This is a genomic window from Pseudomonas sp. UF-293 (assembly GCF_058245595.1).
Window position 1 is genome coordinate 206,681 of sequence record NZ_JBSICA010000002.1, and the last position, 23,690, is coordinate 230,370.

General features: G+C 60.5%; 22 protein-coding genes and 1 pseudogene. 13 read left to right on the forward strand and 10 right to left on the reverse strand.

Going from position 1 to position 23,690, the window contains the following annotated elements; all coding sequences use genetic code 11:
• Positions 1–69: 69 nt before the first annotated feature.
• The 9 genes from AC4IHP_RS03380 (at position 70) to pcaC (ending at position 8,286) form a co-directional block, all read left to right on the forward strand.
• Positions 70–927: a CoA transferase subunit A gene (locus AC4IHP_RS03380; protein ID WP_024011937.1), complete on the forward strand. Its 858-nt coding sequence runs from the start codon at positions 70–72 to the stop codon at positions 925–927.
• Complete coding sequence (locus AC4IHP_RS03385; protein ID WP_016771341.1) at positions 927–1,706, forward strand: CoA-transferase subunit beta; 780 nt, start codon at positions 927–929, stop codon at positions 1,704–1,706. Before AC4IHP_RS03380 ends, AC4IHP_RS03385 begins: the two co-directional genes overlap by 1 nt.
• Positions 1,703–2,908, forward strand: a complete 1,206-nt coding sequence (gene pcaF / locus AC4IHP_RS03390; protein ID WP_460124721.1) for a 3-oxoadipyl-CoA thiolase — start codon at positions 1,703–1,705, stop codon at positions 2,906–2,908. Before AC4IHP_RS03385 ends, pcaF begins: the two co-directional genes overlap by 4 nt.
• Positions 2,909–2,944: 36 nt before the next feature.
• Positions 2,945–3,649 carry a protocatechuate 3,4-dioxygenase subunit beta gene (gene pcaH / locus AC4IHP_RS03395; protein ID WP_460124724.1) on the forward strand — a complete coding sequence of 235 codons (705 nt, stop codon included), beginning with the start codon at positions 2,945–2,947 and terminating at the stop codon, positions 3,647–3,649.
• A 1-nt stretch (position 3,650) separates the two neighbouring features.
• Complete coding sequence (gene pcaG, locus AC4IHP_RS03400) at positions 3,651–4,217, forward strand: protocatechuate 3,4-dioxygenase subunit alpha (protein ID WP_460124727.1); 567 nt, start codon at positions 3,651–3,653, stop codon at positions 4,215–4,217.
• 157 nt (positions 4,218–4,374) lie between these two features.
• Entirely contained in the window at positions 4,375–5,670 is a 1,296-nt protein-coding gene (locus AC4IHP_RS03405) for an MFS family transporter (protein WP_130901042.1), read from the forward strand.
• A gap of 45 nt (positions 5,671–5,715) precedes the next feature.
• Positions 5,716–7,080, forward strand: a complete 1,365-nt coding sequence (locus tag AC4IHP_RS03410; protein ID WP_490830871.1) for a 3-carboxy-cis,cis-muconate cycloisomerase — start codon at positions 5,716–5,718, stop codon at positions 7,078–7,080.
• Positions 7,081–7,091: 11 nt separating this feature from the next.
• Positions 7,092–7,883: a 3-oxoadipate enol-lactonase gene (gene pcaD, locus AC4IHP_RS03415; protein ID WP_490830872.1), complete on the forward strand. Its 792-nt coding sequence runs from the start codon at positions 7,092–7,094 to the stop codon at positions 7,881–7,883.
• Positions 7,884–7,893: 10 nt separating this feature from the next.
• The gene (pcaC, locus tag AC4IHP_RS03420; protein ID WP_460124739.1) at positions 7,894–8,286 is read left to right on the forward strand and encodes a 4-carboxymuconolactone decarboxylase; all 393 of its coding nucleotides are present in this window, start codon (positions 7,894–7,896) and stop codon (positions 8,284–8,286) included.
• 100 nt (positions 8,287–8,386) lie between these two features.
• On the opposite strand, the gene AC4IHP_RS03425 is transcribed toward pcaC, so the two are convergent.
• On the reverse strand, positions 8,387–9,646 hold the full coding sequence (locus AC4IHP_RS03425; protein ID WP_490830873.1) for an OprD family porin: 1,260 nt from the start codon (positions 9,644–9,646) through the stop codon (positions 8,387–8,389).
• A gap of 444 nt (positions 9,647–10,090) precedes the next feature.
• On the opposite strand from AC4IHP_RS03425, the gene AC4IHP_RS03430 reads away from it, so the two are divergent.
• Entirely contained in the window at positions 10,091–10,573 is a 483-nt protein-coding gene (locus AC4IHP_RS03430) for a hypothetical protein (RefSeq protein WP_490830874.1), read from the forward strand.
• Positions 10,574–10,609: 36 nt separating this feature from the next.
• On the opposite strand, the pseudogene AC4IHP_RS03435 reads toward AC4IHP_RS03430, so the two are convergent.
• A pseudogene (locus AC4IHP_RS03435) lies at positions 10,610–10,975 on the reverse strand (TolC family protein); the annotation flags it as partial.
• A gap of 265 nt (positions 10,976–11,240) precedes the next feature.
• Between AC4IHP_RS03435 and AC4IHP_RS03440 the strand changes: the two are divergent.
• Positions 11,241–11,684 (forward strand): hypothetical protein, encoded by a 444-nt coding sequence (locus AC4IHP_RS03440; protein ID WP_490830875.1) that lies wholly within the window; start codon positions 11,241–11,243, stop codon positions 11,682–11,684.
• Between the two features lie 47 nt (positions 11,685–11,731).
• On the opposite strand, the gene emhC is transcribed toward AC4IHP_RS03440, so the two are convergent.
• From emhC to emhA, 3 genes are read right to left on the reverse strand one after another with little or no spacing between them, the layout of a single operon-like run.
• Positions 11,732–13,192, reverse strand: coding sequence for an efflux RND transporter outer membrane subunit EmhC (gene emhC / locus AC4IHP_RS03445; RefSeq protein ID WP_434767969.1), 1,461 nt, complete (start codon positions 13,190–13,192; stop codon positions 11,732–11,734).
• A complete protein-coding gene (gene emhB / locus AC4IHP_RS03450) occupies positions 13,189–16,353 on the reverse strand; it encodes an efflux RND transporter permease subunit EmhB (RefSeq protein WP_039762672.1) in 3,165 nt (1,054 codons plus the stop codon). Before emhB ends, emhC begins: the two co-directional genes overlap by 4 nt.
• 3 nt (positions 16,354–16,356) lie before the next feature.
• Positions 16,357–17,514 carry an efflux RND transporter periplasmic adaptor subunit EmhA gene (gene emhA / locus AC4IHP_RS03455; RefSeq protein ID WP_039762673.1) on the reverse strand — a complete coding sequence of 386 codons (1,158 nt, stop codon included), beginning with the start codon at positions 17,512–17,514 and terminating at the stop codon, positions 16,357–16,359.
• A 266-nt stretch (positions 17,515–17,780) separates the two neighbouring features.
• On the opposite strand from emhA, the gene emhR reads away from it, so the two are divergent.
• Complete coding sequence (gene emhR, locus AC4IHP_RS03460; protein WP_016771330.1) at positions 17,781–18,413, forward strand: efflux system transcriptional repressor EmhR; 633 nt, start codon at positions 17,781–17,783, stop codon at positions 18,411–18,413.
• Between the two features lie 211 nt (positions 18,414–18,624).
• On the opposite strand, the gene AC4IHP_RS03465 is transcribed toward emhR, so the two are convergent.
• From AC4IHP_RS03465 to AC4IHP_RS03475, 3 genes are read right to left on the reverse strand one after another with little or no spacing between them, the layout of a single operon-like run.
• A complete protein-coding gene (locus AC4IHP_RS03465) occupies positions 18,625–19,674 on the reverse strand; it encodes an alkene reductase (RefSeq protein ID WP_016771329.1) in 1,050 nt (349 codons plus the stop codon).
• Between the two features lie 33 nt (positions 19,675–19,707).
• Positions 19,708–20,874 (reverse strand): MFS transporter, encoded by a 1,167-nt coding sequence (locus tag AC4IHP_RS03470; RefSeq protein WP_490830876.1) that lies wholly within the window; start codon positions 20,872–20,874, stop codon positions 19,708–19,710.
• A 34-nt stretch (positions 20,875–20,908) separates the two neighbouring features.
• Positions 20,909–21,211, reverse strand: a complete 303-nt coding sequence (locus tag AC4IHP_RS03475) for an ArsR/SmtB family transcription factor (RefSeq protein ID WP_016771327.1) — start codon at positions 21,209–21,211, stop codon at positions 20,909–20,911.
• A gap of 168 nt (positions 21,212–21,379) precedes the next feature.
• On the opposite strand from AC4IHP_RS03475, the gene AC4IHP_RS03480 reads away from it, so the two are divergent.
• A complete protein-coding gene (locus tag AC4IHP_RS03480) occupies positions 21,380–21,964 on the forward strand; it encodes an acyl carrier protein phosphodiesterase (protein ID WP_490830877.1) in 585 nt (194 codons plus the stop codon).
• 107 nt (positions 21,965–22,071) lie between these two features.
• On the opposite strand, the gene AC4IHP_RS03485 is transcribed toward AC4IHP_RS03480, so the two are convergent.
• Positions 22,072–22,866, reverse strand: a complete 795-nt coding sequence (locus AC4IHP_RS03485) for a lysophospholipid acyltransferase family protein (RefSeq protein ID WP_460124756.1) — start codon at positions 22,864–22,866, stop codon at positions 22,072–22,074.
• Entirely contained in the window at positions 22,866–23,621 is a 756-nt protein-coding gene (gene olsB, locus AC4IHP_RS03490) for an L-ornithine N(alpha)-acyltransferase (protein WP_016771324.1), read from the reverse strand. The genes AC4IHP_RS03485 and olsB overlap by 1 nt, the downstream gene beginning before the upstream one ends.
• Between the last annotated feature and the right edge of the window lie 69 nt (positions 23,622–23,690).

The following is a 23,690-nucleotide window of genomic DNA, read 5'->3' on the forward strand; positions in this document are numbered from 1 at the left end:
GTGACTCCGGCGCTGAACCTCGCGCCTTTTTATCACTGGCGATTCCTTACAAGAACAGGAGCCCGCTCCATGGCTGAGATCCTTTCGCTGCACGACGCGGTGAAGCAATTCGTCAACGACGGCGACACCGTCGCCCTCGAAGGCTTCACTCACCTGATCCCTACGGCAGCGGGTCATGAAATCATTCGTCAAGGCAAGAAAGATCTGACGCTGGTGCGGATGACGCCTGACCTGATCTACGACCAACTGATCGGCGCCGGTTGCGCGCGCAAACTGATTTTCTCCTGGGGCGGTAACCCGGGCGTGGGCTCGCTGCACCGCTTGCGTGACGCGGTCGAGAAACAATGGCCGCACGCGCTGGAAATCGAAGAGCACAGCCACGCCGACCTCGCCAACGCTTACGTCGCCGGCGCTTCCGGCCTGCCGTTCGCGGTGCTGCGTGCCTACGCCGGCTCCGACCTGCCGAAGGTCAATCCGCTGATCAAAACCGTGACCTGCCCGTTCACCGGCGAAGTGTTGGCGGCAGTGCCATCGGTGCGTCCTGACGTTACCGTGATTCACGCGCAGAAAGCCGACCGCAAGGGCAACGTGTTGCTCTGGGGCATTCTCGGTGTGCAGAAAGAAGCCGCGCTGGCCGCCAAGCGTTGCATCGTCACCGTAGAAGAAATCGTCGACGACCTCAATGCACCGATGAACGCTTGCGTACTGCCGACCTGGGCCTTGAGTGCGGTCTGCCATGTGCCAGGTGGCGCGCATCCGTCCTACGCCCACGGTTACACCGAGCGTGACAATCGTTTCTATCAGGCGTGGGACCCGATCGCTCGCGACCGTGAGACGTTTACCGCGTGGATCAACGAATACATCCATGGCTGCGCTGACTTCAGCGAATTCCAGGCCAAATTGGCCGCTGCTTCGGAGGCCAAGTAATGACTTACACCACCAATGAAATGATGACCGTCGCTGCGGCCCGGCGCCTGAAGAACGGCTCGGTATGTTTCGTCGGTATCGGCCTGCCGTCGAAAGCCGCCAACCTTGCGCGCCTGACTTCATCGCCAGACGTGGTATTGATCTACGAATCCGGCCCGATTGGCGCCAAGCCGAGCGTGCTGCCGCTGTCCATCGGTGACGGCGAGTTGGCCGAGACCGCCGACACGGTGGTACCGACCGGTGAGATTTTTCGCTACTGGCTGCAAGGCGGGCGCATCGACGTCGGTTTCCTCGGCGCCGCGCAGGTCGACCGTTTCGGCAACATCAACACCACCGTGGTCGGCGACTACCACGCGCCGAAAGTGCGCCTGCCGGGTGCCGGTGGCGCGCCGGAGATTGCCGGTTCGGCGAAAAGCGTGTTGATCATCCTTAAACAGTCGGCGCGGTCGTTTGTCGACAAACTCGATTTCATCACCTCCGTCGGTCACGGCGAGGGCGGTGATTCGCGTAAACGCCTGGGTCTGCCGGGCGCCGGGCCGGTGGGGATCATCACCGACCTGTGCATCATGGAACCGGAGGAGGGCACTCACGAGTTCGTGGTTACCGCGTTGCATCCGGGCGTGACCCGCGAGCAAGTGGTCGCCGCCACCGGTTGGGCGATTCGTTTTGCCGACTCTGTTGAAACCACCGCTGAGCCGACCGAAGTCGAGCTGACGGCGCTGCGTGATCTTGAAGCGCGCACCGCCGCCGCTCATGGTCAGGCGCCGGGAGAAGCATGATGCGTGACGTGTATATCTGCGACGCGATTCGCACCCCCATTGGCCGCTTCGGTGGCGCATTGTCTGCCGTGCGCGCCGACGACCTGGCCGCCGTGCCGATCAAGGCCCTGATGGAGCGCAATCCTTCGGTGGACTGGAATGCCGTCGATGAAGTGTTCCTCGGCTGCGCCAACCAGGCCGGCGAAGACAACCGCAACGTCGCGCGCATGGCATTGCTGCTCGCCGGTCTGCCGGACAGCGTGCCCGGCGTCACGCTCAACCGCCTATGCGCTTCGGGCATGGATGCGATCGGCACCGCATTCCGTGCGATTGCCAGCGGCGAGATGGAGCTGGCGATTGCCGGCGGCGTCGAGTCGATGTCCCGCGCACCGTTCGTGATGGGCAAGGCCGACGCGGCGTTCTCGCGCAACATGAAACTGGAAGACACCACCATCGGCTGGCGTTTCATCAACCCGCTGATGAAGGCGCAGTACGGCGTCGATGCCATGCCGCAGACTGCTGACAACGTTGCCGACGACTACAAAGTCTCGCGCGAAGATCAGGACGCCTTTGCTCTGCGCAGTCAGCAACGTACCGCCGCCGCGCAGGCTGCCGGTTACTTCGCTGAAGAAATCGTCGAAGTGCGCATCGCCCACAAAAAGGGCGAAACCGTGGTCAGCCAGGACGAACATCCGCGCGCCGACACCACGATCCAGGCACTGGCCAAGCTGAAACCGGTCAACGGCGCTGACAAAACCGTTACTGCCGGCAATGCCTCCGGGGTCAACGATGGTGCTGCTGCGCTGATTCTGGCGTCAGCCGAAGCGGTGAAAAAACACGGCCTCACCGCTCGCGCAAAAGTGCTCGGCATGGCCAGCGCCGGTGTCGCACCTCGGGTGATGGGCATTGGCCCGGTGCCAGCGGTGCGCAAACTCACCGAGCGCCTTGGCGTAGCGGTCAGCGATTTCGACGTGATCGAACTCAACGAGGCGTTTGCCAGCCAGGGTCTGGCGGTACTGCGTGAACTGGGGCTGGCGGATGACGCGCCGCAGGTCAACCCGAATGGCGGCGCGATCGCTCTCGGTCACCCGTTGGGAATGAGCGGTGCGCGGCTGGTGTTGACCGCGTTGCATCATCTGGAAAAGACCGCTGGCAAGAAAGGTCTGGCGACCATGTGCGTCGGTGTCGGCCAGGGTCTGGCCTTGGCCATCGAACGCGTCTGACGCGCTGCGGCACTTACAAGAACTGAGGAAAGCGAAATGACTGACAAGCCTGGTTACCGTCGCCCACAGGCAGGCACTCAGCCTGAATACCTGCACCCGACGTATCAATCCACCAACCTGCGCTCGCCGTCCAAGCCTTTGGTGTACCTGCCCCATTCACTCTCGGAAATCACCGGGCCGACCATCGGTGCCGAGCATGTTGCCGAGAAGGATAATGACCTGACCGCGCAGCACGACGGCGAGCCGTTGGGCGAGCGCATCATCATTCACGGCCGTGTGCTCGACGAGGACGGTCTGCCGGTACCGGGGATTCTGGTGGAGATCTGGCAGGCCAACGCCGCCGGCCGCTACAACCATGCCCGCGACCTGCACGACGCGCCGCTGGACCCGAACTTCACCGGCACCGGCCGCACCGTCACCGATGCCGATGGCTGGTATCAGTTCCAGACCATCAAGCCCGGCGCCTATCCGTGGGGCAACCACCACAACGCCTGGCGCCCGGCGCACATCCACTTTTCCCTGTTCGGGCCGAGCATCCTCACCCGACTGGTCACGCAAATGTACTTCCCCGGCGACCCGTTGCTGGCGTATGACCCGATCTACAACTGCGTGCCGGACACTTCGGCCAAGGAACGCCTGATCGCTGCTTTCGATCTGGAAAAAACCATTCCGTCCTACGCCCTCGGTTACCGCTGGGACATCGTGCTGCGCGGCCGTGAAGCCACGCCGATGGAGAAATAAGATGACGCTCTATGCGACCACGTCCCACACCGTCGGGCCGTATTACCACATCGGCCTGACCTGGCTGAACCGCGAAACCCTGGCCAACGAGCTGACCCTTGGCGAGCGCGTGGCAATCACCGGCCAGGTGGTGGACGGCAACGGCGATGTCGTCAACGACGCCATGCTCGAAGTCTGGCAGGCCAACGCCGCCGGCAAGTACGACCACCCGGAAGATCAGCAGGACAAACCGCTCGACCCGAATTTCGAAGGCTTCGGCCGGGTGCCGGTGGATGCCGAAGGGCGGTTTCGTTTCACCACGATCAAACCGGGGACCGTGCAAGGCTTGAAGGGCTCGACCCAGGCGCCGCATCTGGTGGTGCTGGTGTTTGCTCGCGGTCTGGTCAAGCACTTGCTGACGCGGATTTATTTTGAAGGCGAACCGGCGAACGTTGCTGATCCGTTGCTCGAGTGTGTGCCGGCGGAGCGTCGTCAGACGTTGCTGGCCAAGGCGGATGCGTCGGGTGTGTACCAGTGGAATGTCGTTCTGCAGGGCACCGATGCCGAGACGGTATTCTTCGATTATTAAGATCAAAAGATCGCAGCCTCCGGCAGCTCCTACAGGGTGTACTCCATCCCCATGTAGGAGCTGCCGAAGGCTGCGATCTTTTGATGTTTCGCCTTGTGGAACGGGACTGTTGCAAAGTATGTCTAGACTGTGACTGTCCCTATCGAGTGAAAAAACAATGACAACCACCACCTCCCACTACACCGGCGAAGAGCGCAGCAAGCGCATCTTCGCCATCGTCGGCGCTTCGTCCGGCAACCTCGTCGAATGGTTCGACTTCTACGTCTACGCCTTCTGCGCGATCTATTTCGCCCCGGCGTTTTTCCCCTCCGATAACCCGACTGTGCAACTGGTCAACACCGCTGGCGTGTTCGCTGCCGGGTTCCTGATGCGGCCGATTGGTGGCTGGATCTTTGGCCGCGTCGCTGACAAGCACGGGCGCAAGAACTCGATGCTCATCTCGATTCTGATGATGTGCTTCGGCTCGCTGTTGATTGCCTGTTTGCCGACCTACAAGGACATCGGCGTCTGGGCGCCACTGCTGTTGCTGTTCGCGCGTCTGCTGCAAGGTCTGTCGGTGGGCGGCGAATACGGCACCACCGCGACTTACATGAGCGAAGTCGCGCTCAAGGGCCAGCGCGGATTCTTCGCCTCGTTCCAGTACGTGACCCTGATCGGCGGACAACTGCTGGCGGTGTCGCTGGTGGTGGTGCTGCAACAGTTCCTCACTGAAGAAGACCTGCGTGCCTACGGCTGGCGGATCCCGTTCGTGGTCGGTGCGGTGGCGGCGCTGATTTCGCTGTTCCTGCGTCGTTCGCTGAAGGAAACCACCAACGAGGAAACCCGTGCGCATAAAGACGCCGGCAGCATCACTGCATTGTTCCGCGATCACAAAGCGGCGTTCATCACCGTCCTCGGTTACACCGCCGGCGGCTCGCTGATTTTCTACACCTTCACCACCTACATGCAGAAATACCTGGTGAACACCGCCGGGATGCACGCCAAGACCGCCAGCTACATCATGACCGGCGCGCTGTTCCTGTATATGTGCATGCAGCCGTTGTTCGGCATGCTCGCCGACAAGATCGGCCGACGGAACTCGATGCTCTGGTTCGGCGCCCTCGGCACGCTGTTCACTGTGCCGATTCTGCTCAGCCTGAAAAGCATCAGCAGCCCGTTCCTCGCCTTCGTACTGATCACCCTGGCGCTGGCGATTGTGAGCTTCTACACCTCGATCAGCGGTCTGGTGAAAGCCGAGATGTTCCCGCCGGAAGTCCGCGCCCTCGGTGTCGGCCTGGCCTACGCGGTGGCCAACGCGATCTTCGGCGGTTCGGCGGAATTTGTTGCCCTGAGCCTCAAGGCCGGCGGCATGGAAAACGCCTTCTACTGGTACGTCACGGCGATGATGGCGGTGGCCTTCCTGTTCAGTCTGCGTTTGCCCAAGCAGGCGAAGTATCTGCACCACGATCTGTAAACCCATGTGCGCGGGCTGCGAGGCCCGCGCCGGCAAGGACTGTTTATGACTCAGCGACCGGGCAATCAATTGTTCGATGCCTACTTCACCGCCCGCGATATGCGCGAAGTGTTCTGCGATCAGGGCCGGGTGCAGGCGATGCTCGATTTCGAAGCGGCGCTGGCCCGGGCCGAAGCGCGGGTCGGGCTGATTCCTTCATCGGCCGTGGCACCGATTGCCGCAGCGTGCGACGCGGGCCTGTATGACTTCGCGGCGCTGGGCGAGGCGATTGCCACGGCCGGCAATTCGGCGATTCCACTGGTCAAGGCGTTGGGCAAGCAGATCGCCTCGACCGACGCCGAAGCCGAGCGCTATGTGCATCTGGGCGCGACCAGTCAGGACGTGATGGATTCCGGACTGGTCGTGCAATTGCGCCAGGCGCTGGCGCTGATCGAAAACCAACTGGCACAACTGGCCGACTCGCTCGCCACTCAGGCACAACGTTTCGCCACCACGCCACTGGCCGGGCGCACCTGGCTGCAACACGCGACGCCAGTGACGCTGGGCATGAAGATCGCCGGTTGGCTGGGCGCTGTGACGCGCAGCCGCCAGCGTCTGCGAGAACTCAAGCCACGGCTGCTGGTGCTGCAATTCGGTGGCGCGTCGGGCACGCTCGCGGCGCTGGGCGAGCAGGCGTTGCCGATTGCTCAAGCGCTGGCCGAGGAACTGCAACTGAGCCTGCCCGAGCAACCGTGGCACACCCAGCGCGATCGCATTGTCGAGTTCGGCGCTGTGTTGGGCCTGATCGCCGGCAGCCTCGGCAAATTCGGCCGCGACATTAGCCTGTTGATGCAGACCGAAGCAGCGGAGGTTTTCGAGCCTGCGGCACCGGGCAAGGGCGGCTCGTCGACCATGCCGCACAAACGCAACCCGGTCGGCGCGGCGGTGCTGATCGGCGCGGCAACGCGGGTGCCGGGGCTGGTGTCGACACTGTTTAGCGCCATGCCCCAGGAACACGAGCGCAGCCTCGGTTTGTGGCACGCCGAATGGGAAACCCTGCCGGAGATCTGCTGCCTGGTGTCCGGTTCGCTGCAACAGGCGCGCTTGCTGGCCGACGGTCTGGAGGTCGACGCGGCGCGCATGGCCCGCAACCTCGAACTGACCCAAGGCCTGGTGCTGGCCGAAGCGGTGAGCATCGTCCTCGCCCAACGCGTCGGTCGCGACACCGCGCATCATCTGCTCGAGCAGTGCTGCAAACGCGCCGTGGCCGAGCAACGCCATTTGCGTGCGGTGCTCGCTGACGAGCCGCAAGTCACCGCCGAACTCAGTGGCGCGGAACTCGATGATCTTCTGAACCCCGCGCATTACCTTGGTCAGGCGCAAGTCTGGGTCGAGCGCGCGGTGGCCGAACACAACGCTTTGACTGTCTGAAGGAGAGAGCTGTGGCTTTCGTTCAACTCGCCGATGGCGAACTGCACTATCAAATAGAAGGCCCGGCCGATGCGCCGGTGCTGGTGCTGTCCAACTCGCTGGGCACCGACCTGCACATGTGGGACGCGCAGATGCCGGCGTTCACCGAGCATTTCCGCGTGCTGCGTTTCGACACGCGCGGCCATGGGCAATCGCTGGTTACCGAAGGGCCGTACAGCATCGAACAACTCGGTCGCGACGTGCTCGGTCTGCTCGATGCGCTGCACATCGAGCGCGCGCATTTTTGCGGACTGTCGATGGGTGGGCTGATCGGTCAGTGGCTGGGGATCAATGCCGGGCAGCGTCTGCACAAACTGATCGTCTGCAACACAGCGGCGAAGATCGGTGATCCGTCGGTGTGGAATCCACGCATCGAAACCGTATTGCGCGACGGCCCGGCGGCGATGGTCGCGCTGCGTGATGCCTCGATCGCGCGCTGGTTCACCCCGGATTTTTCGGCGGCGCACCCGGACGCGGCGAAGAAGATTACCGACATGCTCGCCGCGACCAATCCACAAGGCTATGCGGCCAACTGCGCAGCCGTGCGCGATGCCGATTTCCGTGACCAACTGGCTTCGATCAACGTGCCGTTGCTGGTGATTGCCGGCAGCGAAGATGCGGTAACGCCGCCGTCCGGCGGGCACTTCATTCGCGACCATGTGCGCGGCGCCGAGTACGCCGAGTTCCATGCGGCGCATTTGTCCAACGTGCAGGCTGGCGCCGATTTCAGTGATCGGGTGCTGACGTTTCTGCAGGCTCAGTGAGGAAGAATTTGTGGACGAGAAACAACGTTACGACGAAGGCATGCAAGTGCGCCGCGCGGTGCTGGGCGATGCCCACGTTGATCGCAGTCTGACCACGCTGACCGAGTTCAACTCGGAATTCCAAGAGATGATCACCCGCCACGCCTGGGGCGACATCTGGACCCGCCCGGGCCTGCCACGCCATACCCGCAGCCTGATCACCATCGCCATGCTGATCGGCATGAACCGCGAAGGCGAACTGAAACTGCACCTGCGCGCCGCGGCCAACAACGGCGTGAGCCGTGGCGAGATCAAGGAAGTGATCATGCAGAGCGCAATCTACTGCGGCATCCCGGCGGCGAATGCGACGTTTCATCTGGCGGAATCGGTGTGGGATGAATTGGGTATCGAATCCCGCGATTGATGTTGCCTGAGCCATCGCCTTCGCGAGCAGGCTCGCTGCCACCTTGGAATGCATTCCTGTGTAGGAGCTGCCGAAGGCAGCTCCTACACGTAATCGGTGGTTACAGGAGGCTGATCGGGTAGCTGACGATCAAGCGGTTCTCATCAAACTCGTTATTGCTGAAATCCCGGCGCATGGTCGAGTTGCGCCATCTGACGTTCAAATCCTTCAACGTGCCGCTCTGCACCGTGTAACCGAGTTCCGATTCGCGACCCCATTCCTTGCCGTCGGTGATCGTCCCGGTGTGCACGTTGTCGCCGCTGATGTAGCGGTTCATCAGGGTCAGGCCAGGGATGCCCATGGCGGCGAAGTTGTAGTCGTGGCGCAACTGCCACGAGCGTTCCTGAGCGTTGTCATAACTGGCGTTGTAGCTGTCGTTGGCCAGAGTCCCGCCACTGGTGCCGTTGACGCGCATCCAGGCGCTGTCGCCGGTGAGTTTCTGCAGGCCGAGGTAGAACGTGTTGCCGCCGTACTTGGCCGAAAACATGCCGTACCAGGTCTTGTTGTCCAGATCGCCGGCACGCGCGCTGCCATCTTCCTTGCCATAGAAAAAACCGAGGTTGGCGCCCAGCGTCCAGTCGCCGAGCGGCTGGCTGTGCAGCACGTTGAGGTACTGCTGGCTGTAGATGTCCTTGAGCTGCGCGTTCCACAGGCCGATCTGCGTGCGCTTGTCGTTGAACAGGTATTCGCCGCCCTGGAAGTTGAAACGATCAGAGGTGAACGCGGCTTTGCCGGTCATCGACATGTCGCTCATGCTGCTGTCATCGCGCGGGCTGTTGGCGCGGAACTGGCCGCCATAGAGGGTCAGGCCAGCGATTTCCTTCGAAGTGATCTGGCCGCCACGGAAGGTCTGCGGCAGCGAACGCCCGTCGTCCGAACGCAGAATCGGCAGCACCGGCATCCACTCACCGACCTTGACTTCGGTCTGCGAAAATCTGGCCTTGAACGCGACGTTGGTGCGACCGAAGTTGTCCGCCGGGCGACCGTCATGGTCCAGCGGCAACAACTGCGTACCGCCCGTGCCCTTACCGCCATCGAGCTTGACCGAATACAGCCCGAGCACGTCCATGCCGAAACCGACGGTGCCTTGGGTGAAGCCGGATTTCGCGTCGAGGATGAAACTCTGCGTCCACTCTTCAGCCTTGCCCTGGGCCTTGGTCGGATTGGTGAAATTGCGGTTGATGTAAAAGTTGCGCAGGTTGAGGTTGACCTTGGCGCCTTCAACGAAGCCACCTTCTTCGGCGCTGGCTGGCAGGGCCAGACCGGCGATGGCCAGGGCGATCACACCGGGCAATGCGTAGGGCACAGGGAAAACTGTCATGACTGGGTCTCTCTTGTTTTTGTAAGGCGAACGGCTGCGCTGTCGCGGCGGGTGCGGCGCAGGCGGGAAGTGCAGGTTTGAGATGGAACGGTGGCGGTCAGCCGGGGGGGGCAGGGCGCTGGAGCATGTTGTCGAACCTTGTTGTTATTGGTTTTCTGAGGCGAATGGTGCGGGGCGCAATGGTGGGATTCAATTGGTCGTAGCGGGTTTTGGGCGGTTATCGAACGCTAGATGTAGCTGCGTTTTGTGGTGAAGATTGAGCCTGTACGCGAGCAGGTCGGTTAATGGGGGAGGATTGCTTGGAAAAAGCTGATGAAAACTTATCATTTTTGAATAATAAAGGAAGGTATGTCCACTGTCAGACCTGACAGTGTACTAGGTTTTGTTTTGCGGCTAGTGTTTCATTGGAAGTTTAATAAATCTCAAGTGAAAGAGGTATTTAAGATGAAGCACGAAATTGAGTTTTCTACGGCTGATATTCTGCCGGAAAGAGATTTTGTCGCCGGGACCAGTTCGGGGGATGTTGAACTCGAAGTCACAAGAGCCGGGCTTGTTTCAAGATTAAAAACTAACTGGGTTATTTTTGGTTATTCTGAGAATGACCAATATGCCAAAGGGAGTATTCGGGCGTTGTTTGGAGAGGACACAGGACAGAACGTTCCGTCGGTTTTTATCACTATGCGTGGAATTGGAGTCGGTAAGTACCCGATTCAATCCTCGGGTGAGGTTACGGCGATATATGGCTTCGGCCGTCCAACTGGTATTGGAGGAGACGCGTTTGGCGAGGGAGAGTTTGTAGTAGATGAGTTCTTTTACTCGCCGACTTCTAAGTCGATCCGAGGTTCATTTGATTTTAATTATATTGATCGTTATGGTCTTGCAGTTAATGTTAAAGGCGTGGCTTTTTGGGCGAAAAATGTTGGATGAACAAACTTTTTGAAGGTGAGTGCGTGCCGCGCGTGCTTATATTTTTGCGAAAAAACTGGCAATTAAAAAGCCCACCAATTGGTAGTCAATGGTGGGCTTTTCATTTCGAACAATGATCAGAACAACTTCATCTTCGGCGCTTCTTCTTTCAGAGCTTCGTTCTGCGCGGTCTGCGCATTCCAGGCTGATGCTCGGGAAAAACGCTGCACGGGCCGCGCCGATGTTGGCGTTGGCCGCCTTCAGGTTGTACTCGGCCTGCAGAATGTCCGGACGACGTTGCAGCAGATCCGAAGGCAGACCGGCGGGCACGTCGCTGAGCAGGTCGTCGGCCAGCGGTTTGGCCGCTTGCAGATTGGCCGGAATACCGGTGCCAAGCAGCAGGGTCAGACTGTTTTCGTCTCTTTTCGGGCTGACAGGCAGCAAGTTTCATACGGGAGCTTCGTTATGTTCAACTGTGCGATCCATATAAATAATCATGTTCTCAAGATTGGAATCTGCGAGAAATGTTTTTTTTACTAAGGGGTGGTAATCTCTGTGCGCTATTAAATCACCTTTATAATTTATCTTTGAGCAGATTACACCTGTCAGGTTTGACAGTATGCAGCTTTTCAGCTCTGTAATAGTCTGCTGATGCAGGTCTGCTTTCTTAACGTATTGGAGAGTCAAGATGAACAGCGAAATAGTAAAAGGTTTTTTTAGTCTGGAAGTTTATAAAGACGGAAGCGTTTCCTCTTTGGAAACCAACGAAGTAAACATTAGCCATAAAGAGTCCAGTGATCTTTGGTTTGTCGGCGCTCATTTCGGAGAGCCGGGTGTTAAAGGTCCGATAATTGCACTTTCTTTTATGAAGTCACATAAGGCGGGGGAGTATGAGATAGCACCGGGCCCTAGCGAAACTGTCACCAGTGCTTCTATGGGAGAAGGAACAATTGGAGGGGGCGGGTTCCACGAACAAGGAACAGGAGAGATGACGCTGAATGAGATTACCAGTGTTGAACCAAATCTTTTTTCTGTGTCGGGAAATTGCTGGTTTGAATTCAAAGAATTCGGCAGTCCTGGTAAAACCAGGGTCGTGGTTAAAGAGTTCAGCGCAAAAATCATCGAGAAGTAGTTTGATGCCAAAAGAAGCCCACCAATTGGTGGGCTTTCAGCCGATGATCAGAACAACTTCATCTTCGGCGCTTCTTCTTTCAGCGGTTCGTTCTGCGCAGTTTGCGCGTTCCAGCCACCGCCCAGTGCCTTGTACAGGTTGACCGCGCTGTTCAGCTGCGCGAGGCGGTCGGTGATCAGTGCCTGTTGCGCGCTGAACAGCTGACGCTGGGCATCGAGGAAGGTCAGGTTGCTGTCGACGCCGATGCGGTAGCGACGTTCGGCCAGGCGGTAGTAATCCTGGTTGGCCTGAACGAAGTCACGCTGCGCTTGCAACTGCTCGGTGTAGGTCTGGCGGGCAGCGAGGCCGTCGGCGACTTCCTGGAAGGCTGTTTGAATGGACTTCTCATAGTTCGCCACGCCAATGTCTTTCTGGATCTTGGCGTAGTCGAGGCTGGCGCGCAGGCTGCCGGCATTGAAGATCGGCAGGTTGATCTGCGGCTGGAACAGCCACGTCCCCGAACCGCCCTTGAACAAGCCGGACAGATCCGGGCTCAGGCTGCCCGCGTTGGCGGTCAGGCTGATGCTCGGGAAAAACGCTGCACGGGCCGCGCCGATGTTGGCGTTGGCCGCCTTCAGGTTGTACTCGGCCTGCAGAATGTCCGGACGACGTTGCAGCAGATCCGAAGGCAGACCGGCGGGCACGTCGCTGAGCAAGTCATCAGACAGCGGTTTGGCCGCTTGCAGATTGGCCGGAATACCGGTGCCAAGCAGCAGGGTCAGACTGTTTTCGTCCTGCGCGACCTGGCGGGTGTAACGCGCCAGTTGTGCCCGGGCGTTTTCCACGGAAGTGCGCGACTGCGCCAGGTCCAGCGCCGAAGCCACACCGACTTCGTTGCTGCGGCTGGTCAGCTTGTAGCTTTCTTCGAAGGCACCGAGGGTGTCCTGAGTTAGCTTGAGCAGTTCCTTGTCCGCTTGCCAGGTCAGGTAGGCATTGGCGACGTTGGCCACCAGACTGATCTGTGTGCTGCGGCGTGCTTCTTCAGTAGCGAAGTACTGTTGCAACGCTTGCTCGCTCAGGCTGCGCACCCGACCGAACAGGTCGAGTTCGTAGGCGCTGACGCCGACGGTCGCCGAGTAGGAGCTGGTGATCCCCGACTCGCCAGTCTGCGAGGCACGGGCCGGAACCCGCTGACGGCTGCCGGCGGCGTTGGCCGACACCGCCGGGAACAGATCGGCGCGCTGGATGCGGTACTGCGCTGCATAAGCGTCGATGTTCAGCGCCGCGACCCGCAGGTCGCGGTTGTTTTCCAGGGCGACCTGGATCAGCTGTTGCAGGGCAGGATCATGGAAAAACTGCTTCCAGCCCTGTTCGGCAGCGGCTTGCGCCGGAGCCTGGGCCGGCGAATATGCCGGCCCCTGCGGGTACTGGCCTGCGACCGGAGCCTCAGGCTGCTGATAGTCAGGTATCAGCGAGCAACCGCTCAGCACGAAGGCGGCGACTGCGATGGAGAGTAGCGACTTGCTCATTGGCCAGCCTCTTTAGGAGTTTCAGTAGTCTCATCCGCGTCGGTCTTTTTGCGCTGACCGATCGACGACACAGTAACGAAGAACAGTGGGACCCAGAAGATCGCCAGGATCGTGGCCGTGAGCATACCGCCAATCACGCCGGTACCGATCGCATGTTGACTGCCTGAACCGGCGCCGGTGGAGATCGCCAGCGGTACCACACCGAGGACGAAGGCCAGCGAGGTCATGATGATCGGGCGCAGACGCATGCGGCAGGCTTCGATTGCCGCTTCACGCAGGGTGCGTCCCTGTTCATGCAGTTCCTTGGCGAATTCGACGATCAGAATGGCGTTTTTAGCCGCCAGACCGATGGTCGTCAACAGGCCTACCTGGAAGTACACGTCGTTGGACAGACCGCGCAGACTGGTCGCCATCAGTGCACCGATGATCCCCAGCGGTACCACGAGCATGACCGCGATCGGAATCGACCAGCTTTCATACAGCGCCGCCAGACACAGGAACACCATCAGCAGCGACAGGGCGTACAGCGCTGGCGCTTGCGAGCCAGAAAGACGCTCCTCGTAGGACAGACCGGTCCAGGAGATACCGACACCGGACGGCAGTTTCTTGGCAATCGCTTCGACTTCGGCCATCGCTTCACCGGTGGAGTAGCCAGGCGCCGGAGCCCCGAGGACCTCGACCGCTTCCACACCGTTGTAGCGCGCCAGTTTCGGCGAACCGTAGACCCACTCGCCTTTGGCAAATGCCGAGAACGGAACCATGGTGCCTTCGGCGTTACGCACGTACCACTTCTTCAGGTCTTCCGGGCTCATGCGCGAGTCCGGCTGGCCCTGCACGTAGACTTTCTTCACCCGACCACGGTCGATGAAGTCGTTGACGTAGCTACTGCCCAGCGCGATCGACAAGGTGTTGTTGATGTCGCTGATGGTGATGCCGAGGGCACTGGCCTTCTCGTCATCGATTTCCAGCTGGAACTGCGGCTCATCGTTCAGGCCGTTCGGACGCACCTGGGTCAGCACCTTGCTTTGCGCCGCCATGCCGAGGAACTGGTTACGCGCTTCCATCAGTTTTTCGTGACCGATGCCGGCGCGGTCTTGCAGGAACACGTCGAAACCGGTGGCGTTACCCAATTCCAGAACCGCTGGCGGGGCGAAGGCGAATACCATCGCGTCGCGGAAGCTGAAGAAGTGTTGCTGGGCACGCGCAGCGAGGTTGAACACGCTGTTGTCGGCGTTACGTTCGCCCCACGGTTTGAGCATGATGAACGCCATACCCGAGCTCTGGCCACGGCCGGCGAAGTTGAAACCGGTCACGGTGAACACCGAAGCCACCGCGTCCGCTTCACCGCCGTCCTTGTTCGGACGCAGCAGGTACTCACGCATTTCATCCACCACCACCTGCGTGCGCTGGGCACTGGAACCGGCCGGGGTCTGCACCTGAGCGAACAGAACGCCCTGGTCTTCTTCCGGGAGGAACGCGGTCGGGATGCGGGTGAACAGCCAGATCATGCCCACGACGATCAGCAGATACGCCAGCAGGTACGGCGCCTTGCGGGTCAGCATGTTGCCGACGCCACGCTCGTAGCTGCGTACGCCACGGTCGAAGTTGCGGTTGAACCAGCCGAAGAAACCTTTCTTCGGGGTTCCGTGCTCGCCTTTCGGAATCGGCTTGAGCATGGTTGCGCACAGCGCCGGGGTGAAGATCAGGGCAACCAGTACCGACAGGGCCATGGCCGACACGATGGTGATCGAGAATTGCTTGTAGATCACACCGGTGGAGCCACTGAAGAACGCCATCGGCAGCAGTACCGCCGAGAGCACGAGGGCGATACCGACCAGTGCACCCTGGATCTGGCCCATGGATTTCTTCGTCGCTTCCTTCGGTGACAAGCCTTCTTCGCTCATCACCCGCTCGACGTTTTCCACCACGACGATGGCGTCGTCCACCAGCAGACCGATGGCCAGCACCATGCCGAACATGGTCAGGGTGTTGATGCTGAAGCCGGCGGCGGCGAGGATGCCGAACGTACCGAGCAGTACCACCGGCACGGTCATCGTGGTGATGACGGTGGCGCGGAAGTTCTGCAGGAACAGGAACATCACCAGGAACACCAGCGCGATCGCTTCGACCAGGGTGTGCACCACGCCTTTGATCGACTCGGTCACCACTGGGGTGGTGTCATACGGGAACACCACTTCCATGCCTTGCGGGAAGAACGGCTTGAGGCTGTCGATGGTGTTGCGCAGCGCTTTGGCGGTATCGAGGGCGTTGGCGCCGTTGGCCAGTTTCACCGCCAGACCGGACGCCGGGCTGCCGTTGAACTGGGCGCTGATCGCGTAGTTCTCACCGCCGAGGCCGACTTCAGCCACGTCTTTGAGGCGAACCTGCGAACCGTCCTTGTTGACCTTGAGGAGGATTTCCTTGAACTGCTCGGCGGTCTGCAGACGGGTCTTGCCGATGATCGTCGCGTTCAGTTGCTGGCCCTGTACGGCAGGCAACCCACCGAGCTGACCGGACGACACCTGGACGTTCTGCGCAGCAATGGCGTTTTTCACGTCGACCGGGGTCAGGTTGAAGTTGTTCAACTTGGCCGGGTCAAGCCAGATACGCATCGCGTACTGCGCACCGAAGACCTGGAAGTCACCGACACCGGCGGTCCGCGAGATCGGGTCCTGCATGTTCGACACGATGTAGTTGGACAGGTCGTCCTTGGTCATGCTGCCGTCACGCGACACCACGCCGATCACCAGCAGGAAGTTCTTCACTGCCTTGGTCACGCGGATACCCTGTTGCTGCACTTCCTGCGGCAGCAGCGGGGTGGCCAGGTTCAGCTTGTTCTGGACCTGGACCTGCGCGGTGTCGGAGTTGGTGCCTTGCTCGAAGGTCGCGGTGATGGTCATGCTGCCGTCGGAGTTACTTTCCGACGACACATAACGCAGGTTGTCGATACCGTTGAGCTGTTGCTCGATGACCTGAACCACGGTGTCCTGCACGGTTTGTGCGGACGCACCTGGGTAGGTCACCTGGATCGCAATGGCCGGTGGCGCAATGCTCGGGTATTGGTTGATCGGCAATTTCAGGATCGAAAGTGCCCCGACCAGCATGATCACCAGGGCGATTACCCAGGCGAAAATCGGACGGTCGATGAAGAATTTTGACATGGGTTACTCCCCTTTGCCGCCGGCGGCTTTGTCAGCTGCCTGTGCGGGGGCCGGGTTCTTGGTGCCGACGTTAGTCGCTTCGGTCGCTTTGACCTCGACGCCCGGTTTGACGTACTGCAGCCCTTCGGTGATCAGACGATCGCCGGCTTTCAGGCCGTCTTCGATCAGCCATTGGCTACCGACGGTGCGGCTGGCCTTGAGCTGACGCAGCTCGACTTTGTTGTCGGCGCCGACCACCAGTGCGGTCGGGGTGCCTTTGAGGTCGCGGGTCACGCCTTGCTGCGGTGCGAGAATTGCTGCGCTGTTGACGCCGGCCTGCAGCTGGGCGTGGACAAACATGCCTGGCAGCAGGGTGTGATCGGGGTTCGGGAACACCGCGCGCAGGGTCACCGAGCCAGTGGTCTGGTCAACCGAGACTTCGGAGAATTCCAGCTTGCCGTCGAGCTTGTACTGGCTGCCGTCTTCCAGGGTCAGCTTGACCGCTGCGGCGTTGTCGCCAGCCTTCTGCAGACGGCCGCTTTCCAGTTCACGGCGCAGTTCCAGCAGTTCCACCGACGACTGGGTGACGTCGACGTAGATCGGGTCGAGCTGCTGAATCACGGCCATCGCATCGGCCTGACCATTGCTGACCAGAGCGCCTTCGGTGACCGAAGAACGGCCGATACGGCCTGAGATCGGCGCGTAGACCTTGGTGTAACGCACGTTGATCTGCGCAGTCTGCAGCGACGCTTCCGATTGCAGACGGTTGGCCAGCGCGGTGTCGTATTCCTGACGGCTCACCGCTTGCTCATCAACCAGTTGCTTGTAGCGGTCGGAGATCGACTTGGTCGAACGCAGGTTGGCTTCGGCGCTTTTCAAGGTCGCTTCGTAGACCGACGGATCGATCTGATACAGCTGCTGGCCGGCTTTGACGTCGGCGCCTTCCTTGAACAGACGCTTGAGGATGATGCCGTTGACCTGCGGGCGAACTTCAGCGATGCGGAACGCACTGGTGCGACCCGGCAGCTCGGAGGTGAGGGTAAAGGCTTGTGGTTGCAGGGTGACGACGCCGACCTGAGGAGGCGGAGCGGCAGGGGCCGCTTCTTCCTTTTTACATCCGCTGAGCAGCGATGCCAGGGCGACGGCAGTGACCAGAGCGGTAACAGCTGGCTTGAATTGCATGAAGATCCTCGGGTCAGGCGCGCAAGAAGCGCACAAGAAGTGTGAAAGAGTAAAAATCGGGCACCGGGTGGATAAGTAGCTTGCTAAGTAATATACTTACGTTCATGGTTGTTTGTAAACACCTGCGCCGCGTACCCACCCTGATACAAAAGTCGTCGCAAGGTTTGAAATTGTAGGCCGGGGAGTCGATTCACGAGAGATCGCCCCCTCTTTATTCAGCGGATATTCAGCCATCCCTGAAACATCCTGTTTGAGGTTTTACTGCCATGGTCCGTCGTACCAAAGAGGAAGCTCAGGAAACCCGCAGCCAGATCCTGGAAGCGGCCGAGAAAGCCTTCTATGAAAGGGGGGTTGCCCGCACCACCCTGGCGGACATCGCGACCCTCGCCGGCGTGACGCGTGGCGCCATCTACTGGCATTTCAGCAACAAGGCTGACCTGGTCCAGGCGATGCTCGACAGCCTGCACGAACCGCTGGATGAACTGGCCAAGGCCAGCGAAAGCGAGGACGAACCTGACCCGCTGGGCTGCATGCGGCAGTTGCTGATTCATTTGTTTCATCAAGTTGCACTGGACCCGAAAACCCGGCGCATCAACGAAATTCTGTTTCATAAGTGCGAATTCACCGATGAAATGTGCGATCTGCGCCAGCAGCGCCGGACGGCCAGTCTCGATTGCAACCTGCGCATCGGCCTGACCTTGCGTAATGCAGTGAACCGCGGCCAGTTGCCGGAAGATCTCGACACTGCCCGTGCGGCGATCAGCATTCATGCCTACATCGACGGCCTGCTGTACGGCTGGCTGCTGGCTCCGGACAGCTTTGAACTGCATGCCGAGGCTGAACGCTGGGTCGACACCGGGCTGGACATGCTGCGCCTGAGCCCAAGCCTGCGCAAATGAAACAAAATGCGCAATTGTCTGGTGAGATGTCAATCAGCCCTCATGGCTGATCATCGCGGCGGAGAGTTTAAACGTAGCCAGTCGCGGATTTTGTAGGGAAATTGTGTCGCTGTTGTTAAACGGTGTTTGCTTGCGCTTGTCCTGCGCCCATAGCAAAAAGCCCCTGACTCTCACGAGTCAGGGGCTTTCTTGTTTCTGCGCTACAGCGTGATTACAAGGTCGGATAGTCGATGTAACCGACCGGACCTTTACCGTAGAACGTCTCCGGATGCGGCTCGTTCAACGGCGCATCAGCCTGCAAACGTGCCGGCAGATCCGGGTTGGCAATGAACGGCACGCCGAACGCTACGGCGTCTGCCTTACCGCTGGCCAGCCATTCGTTGGCACTTTCCTTGGTGAATTTCTCGTTGGCGATGTAGGGGCCACCGAAGGCTTCTTTCAATTGCGGGCCAAGGCTGTCGGCGCCTTCTTTTTCACGCGAGCAGATGAACGCGATGCCACGCTTGCCCAGCTCACGGGCGACGTAGGTGAAGGTTTCGGCGAGGTTGTCATCGCCCATGTCGTGGGAATCGGCACGTGGAGCCAGGTGCACACCGACGCGACCAGCGCCCCAGACTTCGATTGCGGCATCGGTCACTTCCAGCAGCAGGCGCGCACGGTTTTCCAGCGAGCCGCCGTACTGGTCAGTGCGTTGGTTGGTGCTGCTTTGCAGGAACTGGTCGAGCAGGTAACCGTTGGCGCCGTGGATTTCCACGCCGTCGAAACCGGCGGCTTTGGCGTTCTCGGCACCGGTGCGGTAGGCGTCGACGATGTCGGCGATTTCAGCGGTTTCCAGAGCGCGCGGCGTTGGGTAGTCGGCCAGTGGGCGAACCAGGCTGACGTGGCCCTTTGGCTGGATGGCGCTTGGCGCGACCGGTGCTTCACCGTTCAGGTACGAAGGGTGAGAAATGCGGCCAACGTGCCACAGTTGCAGGAAGATCTTGCCGCCAGCGCCGTGAATCGCCTTGGTTACGTTGGCCCAGCCACGCACTTGATCGTTGGACCAGATGCCCGGGGTGTCCGGGTAGCCGACGCCCATCGGCGTTACCGAAGTGGCTTCGCTGAGGATCAGGCCGGCCGAGGCGCGTTGTACGTAGTACTCGGCCATCAGCGCGTTCGGCACACGGCCTTCGTCGGCGCGGCAGCGAGTCAGCGGAGCCATGATGATTCGGTTGTTCAGCTCGATGTCGCCGAGTTTGATCGGGTCGAAAATAGTCGCCATGTCTAAAAGCCTCTCTTTAATTAAGGAAGTTGATCAGTTGGAAGCAGGCGCCAGCTCGGCATTGCCGTTCTGGCGGAAAGTAATCAGGGTCACCAGCAGGGCGAGCACAGCCAGCGCGGCGGCGGCCAGAGGCACGCTGGTCAGGCCGTAGCCGTGGGCGATGACGCTGCCGCCGACCCAGGCGCCGAGGGCGTTGCCAACGTTGAAGGCGCCGATGTTCAGGGTCGATACCAGGTTCGGTGCAGCCTTGCCGAAGGTCACCACGTTGACCTGCAGCGCCGGCACAGCGGCGAAACACGCGGTGGCCCAGAGGAACAGGGTGATTTCAGTCGGGATCAGCGCAACGCTGGTCCAGCTCAACACCGTGGACACCACCGCCATGGCGATGAACACGCCAATCAGCGTGGCGGCCATGCCTTTGTCGGCGAGTTTGCCGCCGATGATGTTGCCGACGGTCAGACCGAGGCCGATGAGCATCAGCGTCCAGGTCACGCCACGCGGCGACACGCCGGTGATTTCACCGAGCAGCGGCGCAACATAGGTGAACAGGGTGAACACCGACGCGGCGAACAGCGCGGTCATGCTCAGCGACAGCCAGATGCCGGCACCTTTTAGGGCGGCCAGTTCGGCGCGCATGTCGAGTTTCTCTTCGTCACGCTTGGCCGGCAGGAAGCGGATCAGGCCGATCAGCGCAATCACACCAATTACGGTCACCGCCCAGAAGGTCGAACGCCAGCCGGCTTCCTGACCCAATGCGGTGCCCAGCGGCACGCCCAGAACGTTGGCCAGAGTCAGACCGGTGAACATCAAGGCGACCGCCGAGGCACGTTTGTTTGGCGCGACCAGATTGGCCGCCACCACCGAACCGATGCCGAAGAACGCACCGTGACACAGTGCGGTGACCACCCGGGCAAACATCAGCACGTTGTAGTCGCTGGCGATGGCGCAGAGCAGGTTGCCGACAATGAAGATGCCCATCAACGCCACCAGCGCTGCCTTGCGCGGCAACCTGGCGGTGGCCAGCGCCATGAACGGTGCACCGATGGCCACGCCCAGGGCGTAACCGGTGACCAGCCAGCCGGCGCCGGGAATCGACACACCGAGATCCGCCGCCACGTCGGGCAGCAGGCCCATGATGACGAATTCGGTGGTGCCGATGGCGAAGGCGCTCAGGGCGAGGATGAGAAGCGAAAGGGGCATGCAGGTTTCCTTGTCGGCTGGCTGACGTTAAGGGTCAGAGCTCTTTACTGAGGGTGCTGAGAAACGCCTGGATGACGTCCTCGTTACGTTTGAAAAAATGCCACTGCCCGGCCTTCTGGCTGCTGATCAGCCCGGCCCGTTGCAACGTCGCCAGGTGCGCCGACACGGTCGATTGCGACAGGCCGCAACGCTGATCGATCTGCCCGGCGCAAATACCGTATTCGTGGTTGTGCAACTGCTCGGGGAATTCGCCTTTCGGGTCTTTCAGCCAGTTGAGGATGTCTCGCCGTACTGGGTGCGCCAGGGCTTTTATTATTTCGTCGAGGTCGAGGTTCATGGCTTGGGCTCGTGGGGGCAGTGGCGATATATCGCGATGGAGCGAACTTTAAATCGTTGGATCGCGATATACCAATATGAATTCGGTCTGACGAGCGCATAAATCGCTATATCGGGTTATAACGATATGAGCGTGATGGATCAGTCGCCGCAGTGCTAAGCTGCGCCCATGAACTATCTCGCGCATTTGCATCTCGGCGGCCAGCGCCCCGGTCAGTTACTCGGCAGCCTGTATGGCGACTTCGTCAAAGGTCGGCTGCAAGGCCAGTTCGACCCGGAAGTGGAGGCGGCGATTACGCTGCATCGGCGGATCGACGCCTTCACCGATCGCCATCCACTGGTCGACATTGCTTTGGGGCGCTTCAGCGAAACGCGGCGACGGTATGCCGGAATCGTCCTCGATGTGTTTTTCGATCACTGCCTGGCGCGGGACTGGACGCTGTACGCCGACCGACCGCTGGAGCAGTTCACCGCAGACGTCTATCAGGTGCTGTCCCGCGAACGGCAATTGCCGGAACGGCTGGCGAAGATCGCCCCGCACATGGTCGCCAACGACTGGCTGGGCTCGTATCGCGAGTTTGAGGTGCTGGAGCAGGTGTTGCGCGGGATCTCACGACGGCTGACCAGGCCTGAGGAATTGGCGGGAGCGATGCGGGAGTTGCGACGCTTGTATGAACCGTTGAGTGAAGACTTCAGCCTGTTCTACCCGCAATTGCAGGATTTTGCCCAAAACTCCGAACCCCTGAAGATCTGAATGTGGGAGCGAGCCTGCTCGCGAATGCGGTGTATCAGCCAATATAGATGCTGAATGACATGCCGCCTTCGCGAGCAGGCTCGCTCCCACAGGGGATCTGTATTGGTTCAGGCGGCTATCAGGTTGCCTGTGCGGCGCGGTTCTGCAGGTTTTGCGACCTCGCCAAACAACACCTTCTGCACCGCCTGCTGCGCTTCGAACGCCAGCGCCGCGCGCTCGCGGCCCTGACAGGCGATCGGCTTGAGCAGATGCACTTCGACGTCGCCGCAGTCATGGCTGAACAGGCGCATCAGGTGCGAGAGCAAATCATCGTCGCCAATGAACGGTGCGAGCGTGTCGATTTCGCCGTCACGCAGATAACGGATCGCCACCGGTTGCAGCATCACCTCGGAATCGATCGCCGCCGACAGCAGCCGACCATGGAAGGTGCGCAGCGAACGGCCATCGGTGGTGGTGCCTTCGGGGAACATCAATAGCGCATGTTCGGTTTGCAGATGGCGGGTCATCTGTTTGCGGATCAACTGGCTGTCGCCCGACCCACGGCGGATGAACAGGCTGCCGGCCTTGGCTGCGAGCCAGCCGGCCACCGGCCAGGTGCGCACTTCGGCCTTGGACAGAAACGACAGCGGCGTGAGCATGCCCAGCAACGGAATATCGGTCCACGACACGTGATTGCTGACCCACAGCATCGGCTGTTTCGGCAGCTCGCCATGGACGCTCACGCGAAAGGGCAGGGCATTGCTCAGCCGCGCCATGAAAAAACGCGACCAGCGCTGCCGCCGCTCCATCGAGTGGGCCAGACCGAGGCGTTCGAACACGCCGAAGACGCTGGCCATGGTCAGCCCGAGCGTCACCACCAGCAGCACTCGCGCGATTCGCGCGTACACCCGCAACCGGCTCATTACACGGCCGCCTTGAAGTGCTTGGCGTAGCGCGGGCAGAGTTCGTCGCGCTTGAGCAGGATGAACACGTCGGCGACCTGGAAGTCTTCGTCCCAGCACGGCTCGCCGCAGATCTTCGCACCGAGGCGCATGTAGGCCTTGAGCAGCGGTGGCATTTCGGCGATGACGTTGGACGGGATATCCAGCGTCGGCAACGGGTTTTTCGGCTCGGCGCGCAAGTGTTCGGTGCACAGATAACGTTCGCGCAAACGCTGCATGATCGCGTGGGCCTGAATGCCGCCGTCCTGCATCGGGATGCTCGCGCAGCCCATCAGGTAGCTGTAGCCGCCCTGATTGAGCACTTCGGCCAATTCGCCCCAGAGCACGGCGATGGTGCCGCCGTTGCGGTACGCCGGATCGACGCAGGTGCGGCCGATTTCCAGGATCGGGCCTTGCAGATGCGCCAAACCATGCAAGCTGAATTCTTCTTCGCTGTAGAACTTGCCGAGGCTGCTGGCAGCGGTGTGATCGAGCAGACGCGTGGTGGCGACCAGACGCCCGGTGTTCAGATCACGCACGCCGATGTGGCTGCAGTGAACATCATAATCATCCATGTCCAGACCCAGTTCGGCGCCTTTGAGTTTGGCGTTGAATTCGCCGCTGAAGACGGCGAAGCGCAGGGCCTGGGCTTGCTGCAAGGCTTCGGCGCCGATCAGGCGTTCGGCTTGCAGGCGGCGTTCATTGCCGGTGTCGCTGATGCGGGCGATTTGCGTCATGTGAATCTCCGTACGGGCCTTTAACCCGTCGTGGGTTGCAGCCGATCGACTTTCTTTATGCAGCCGTGT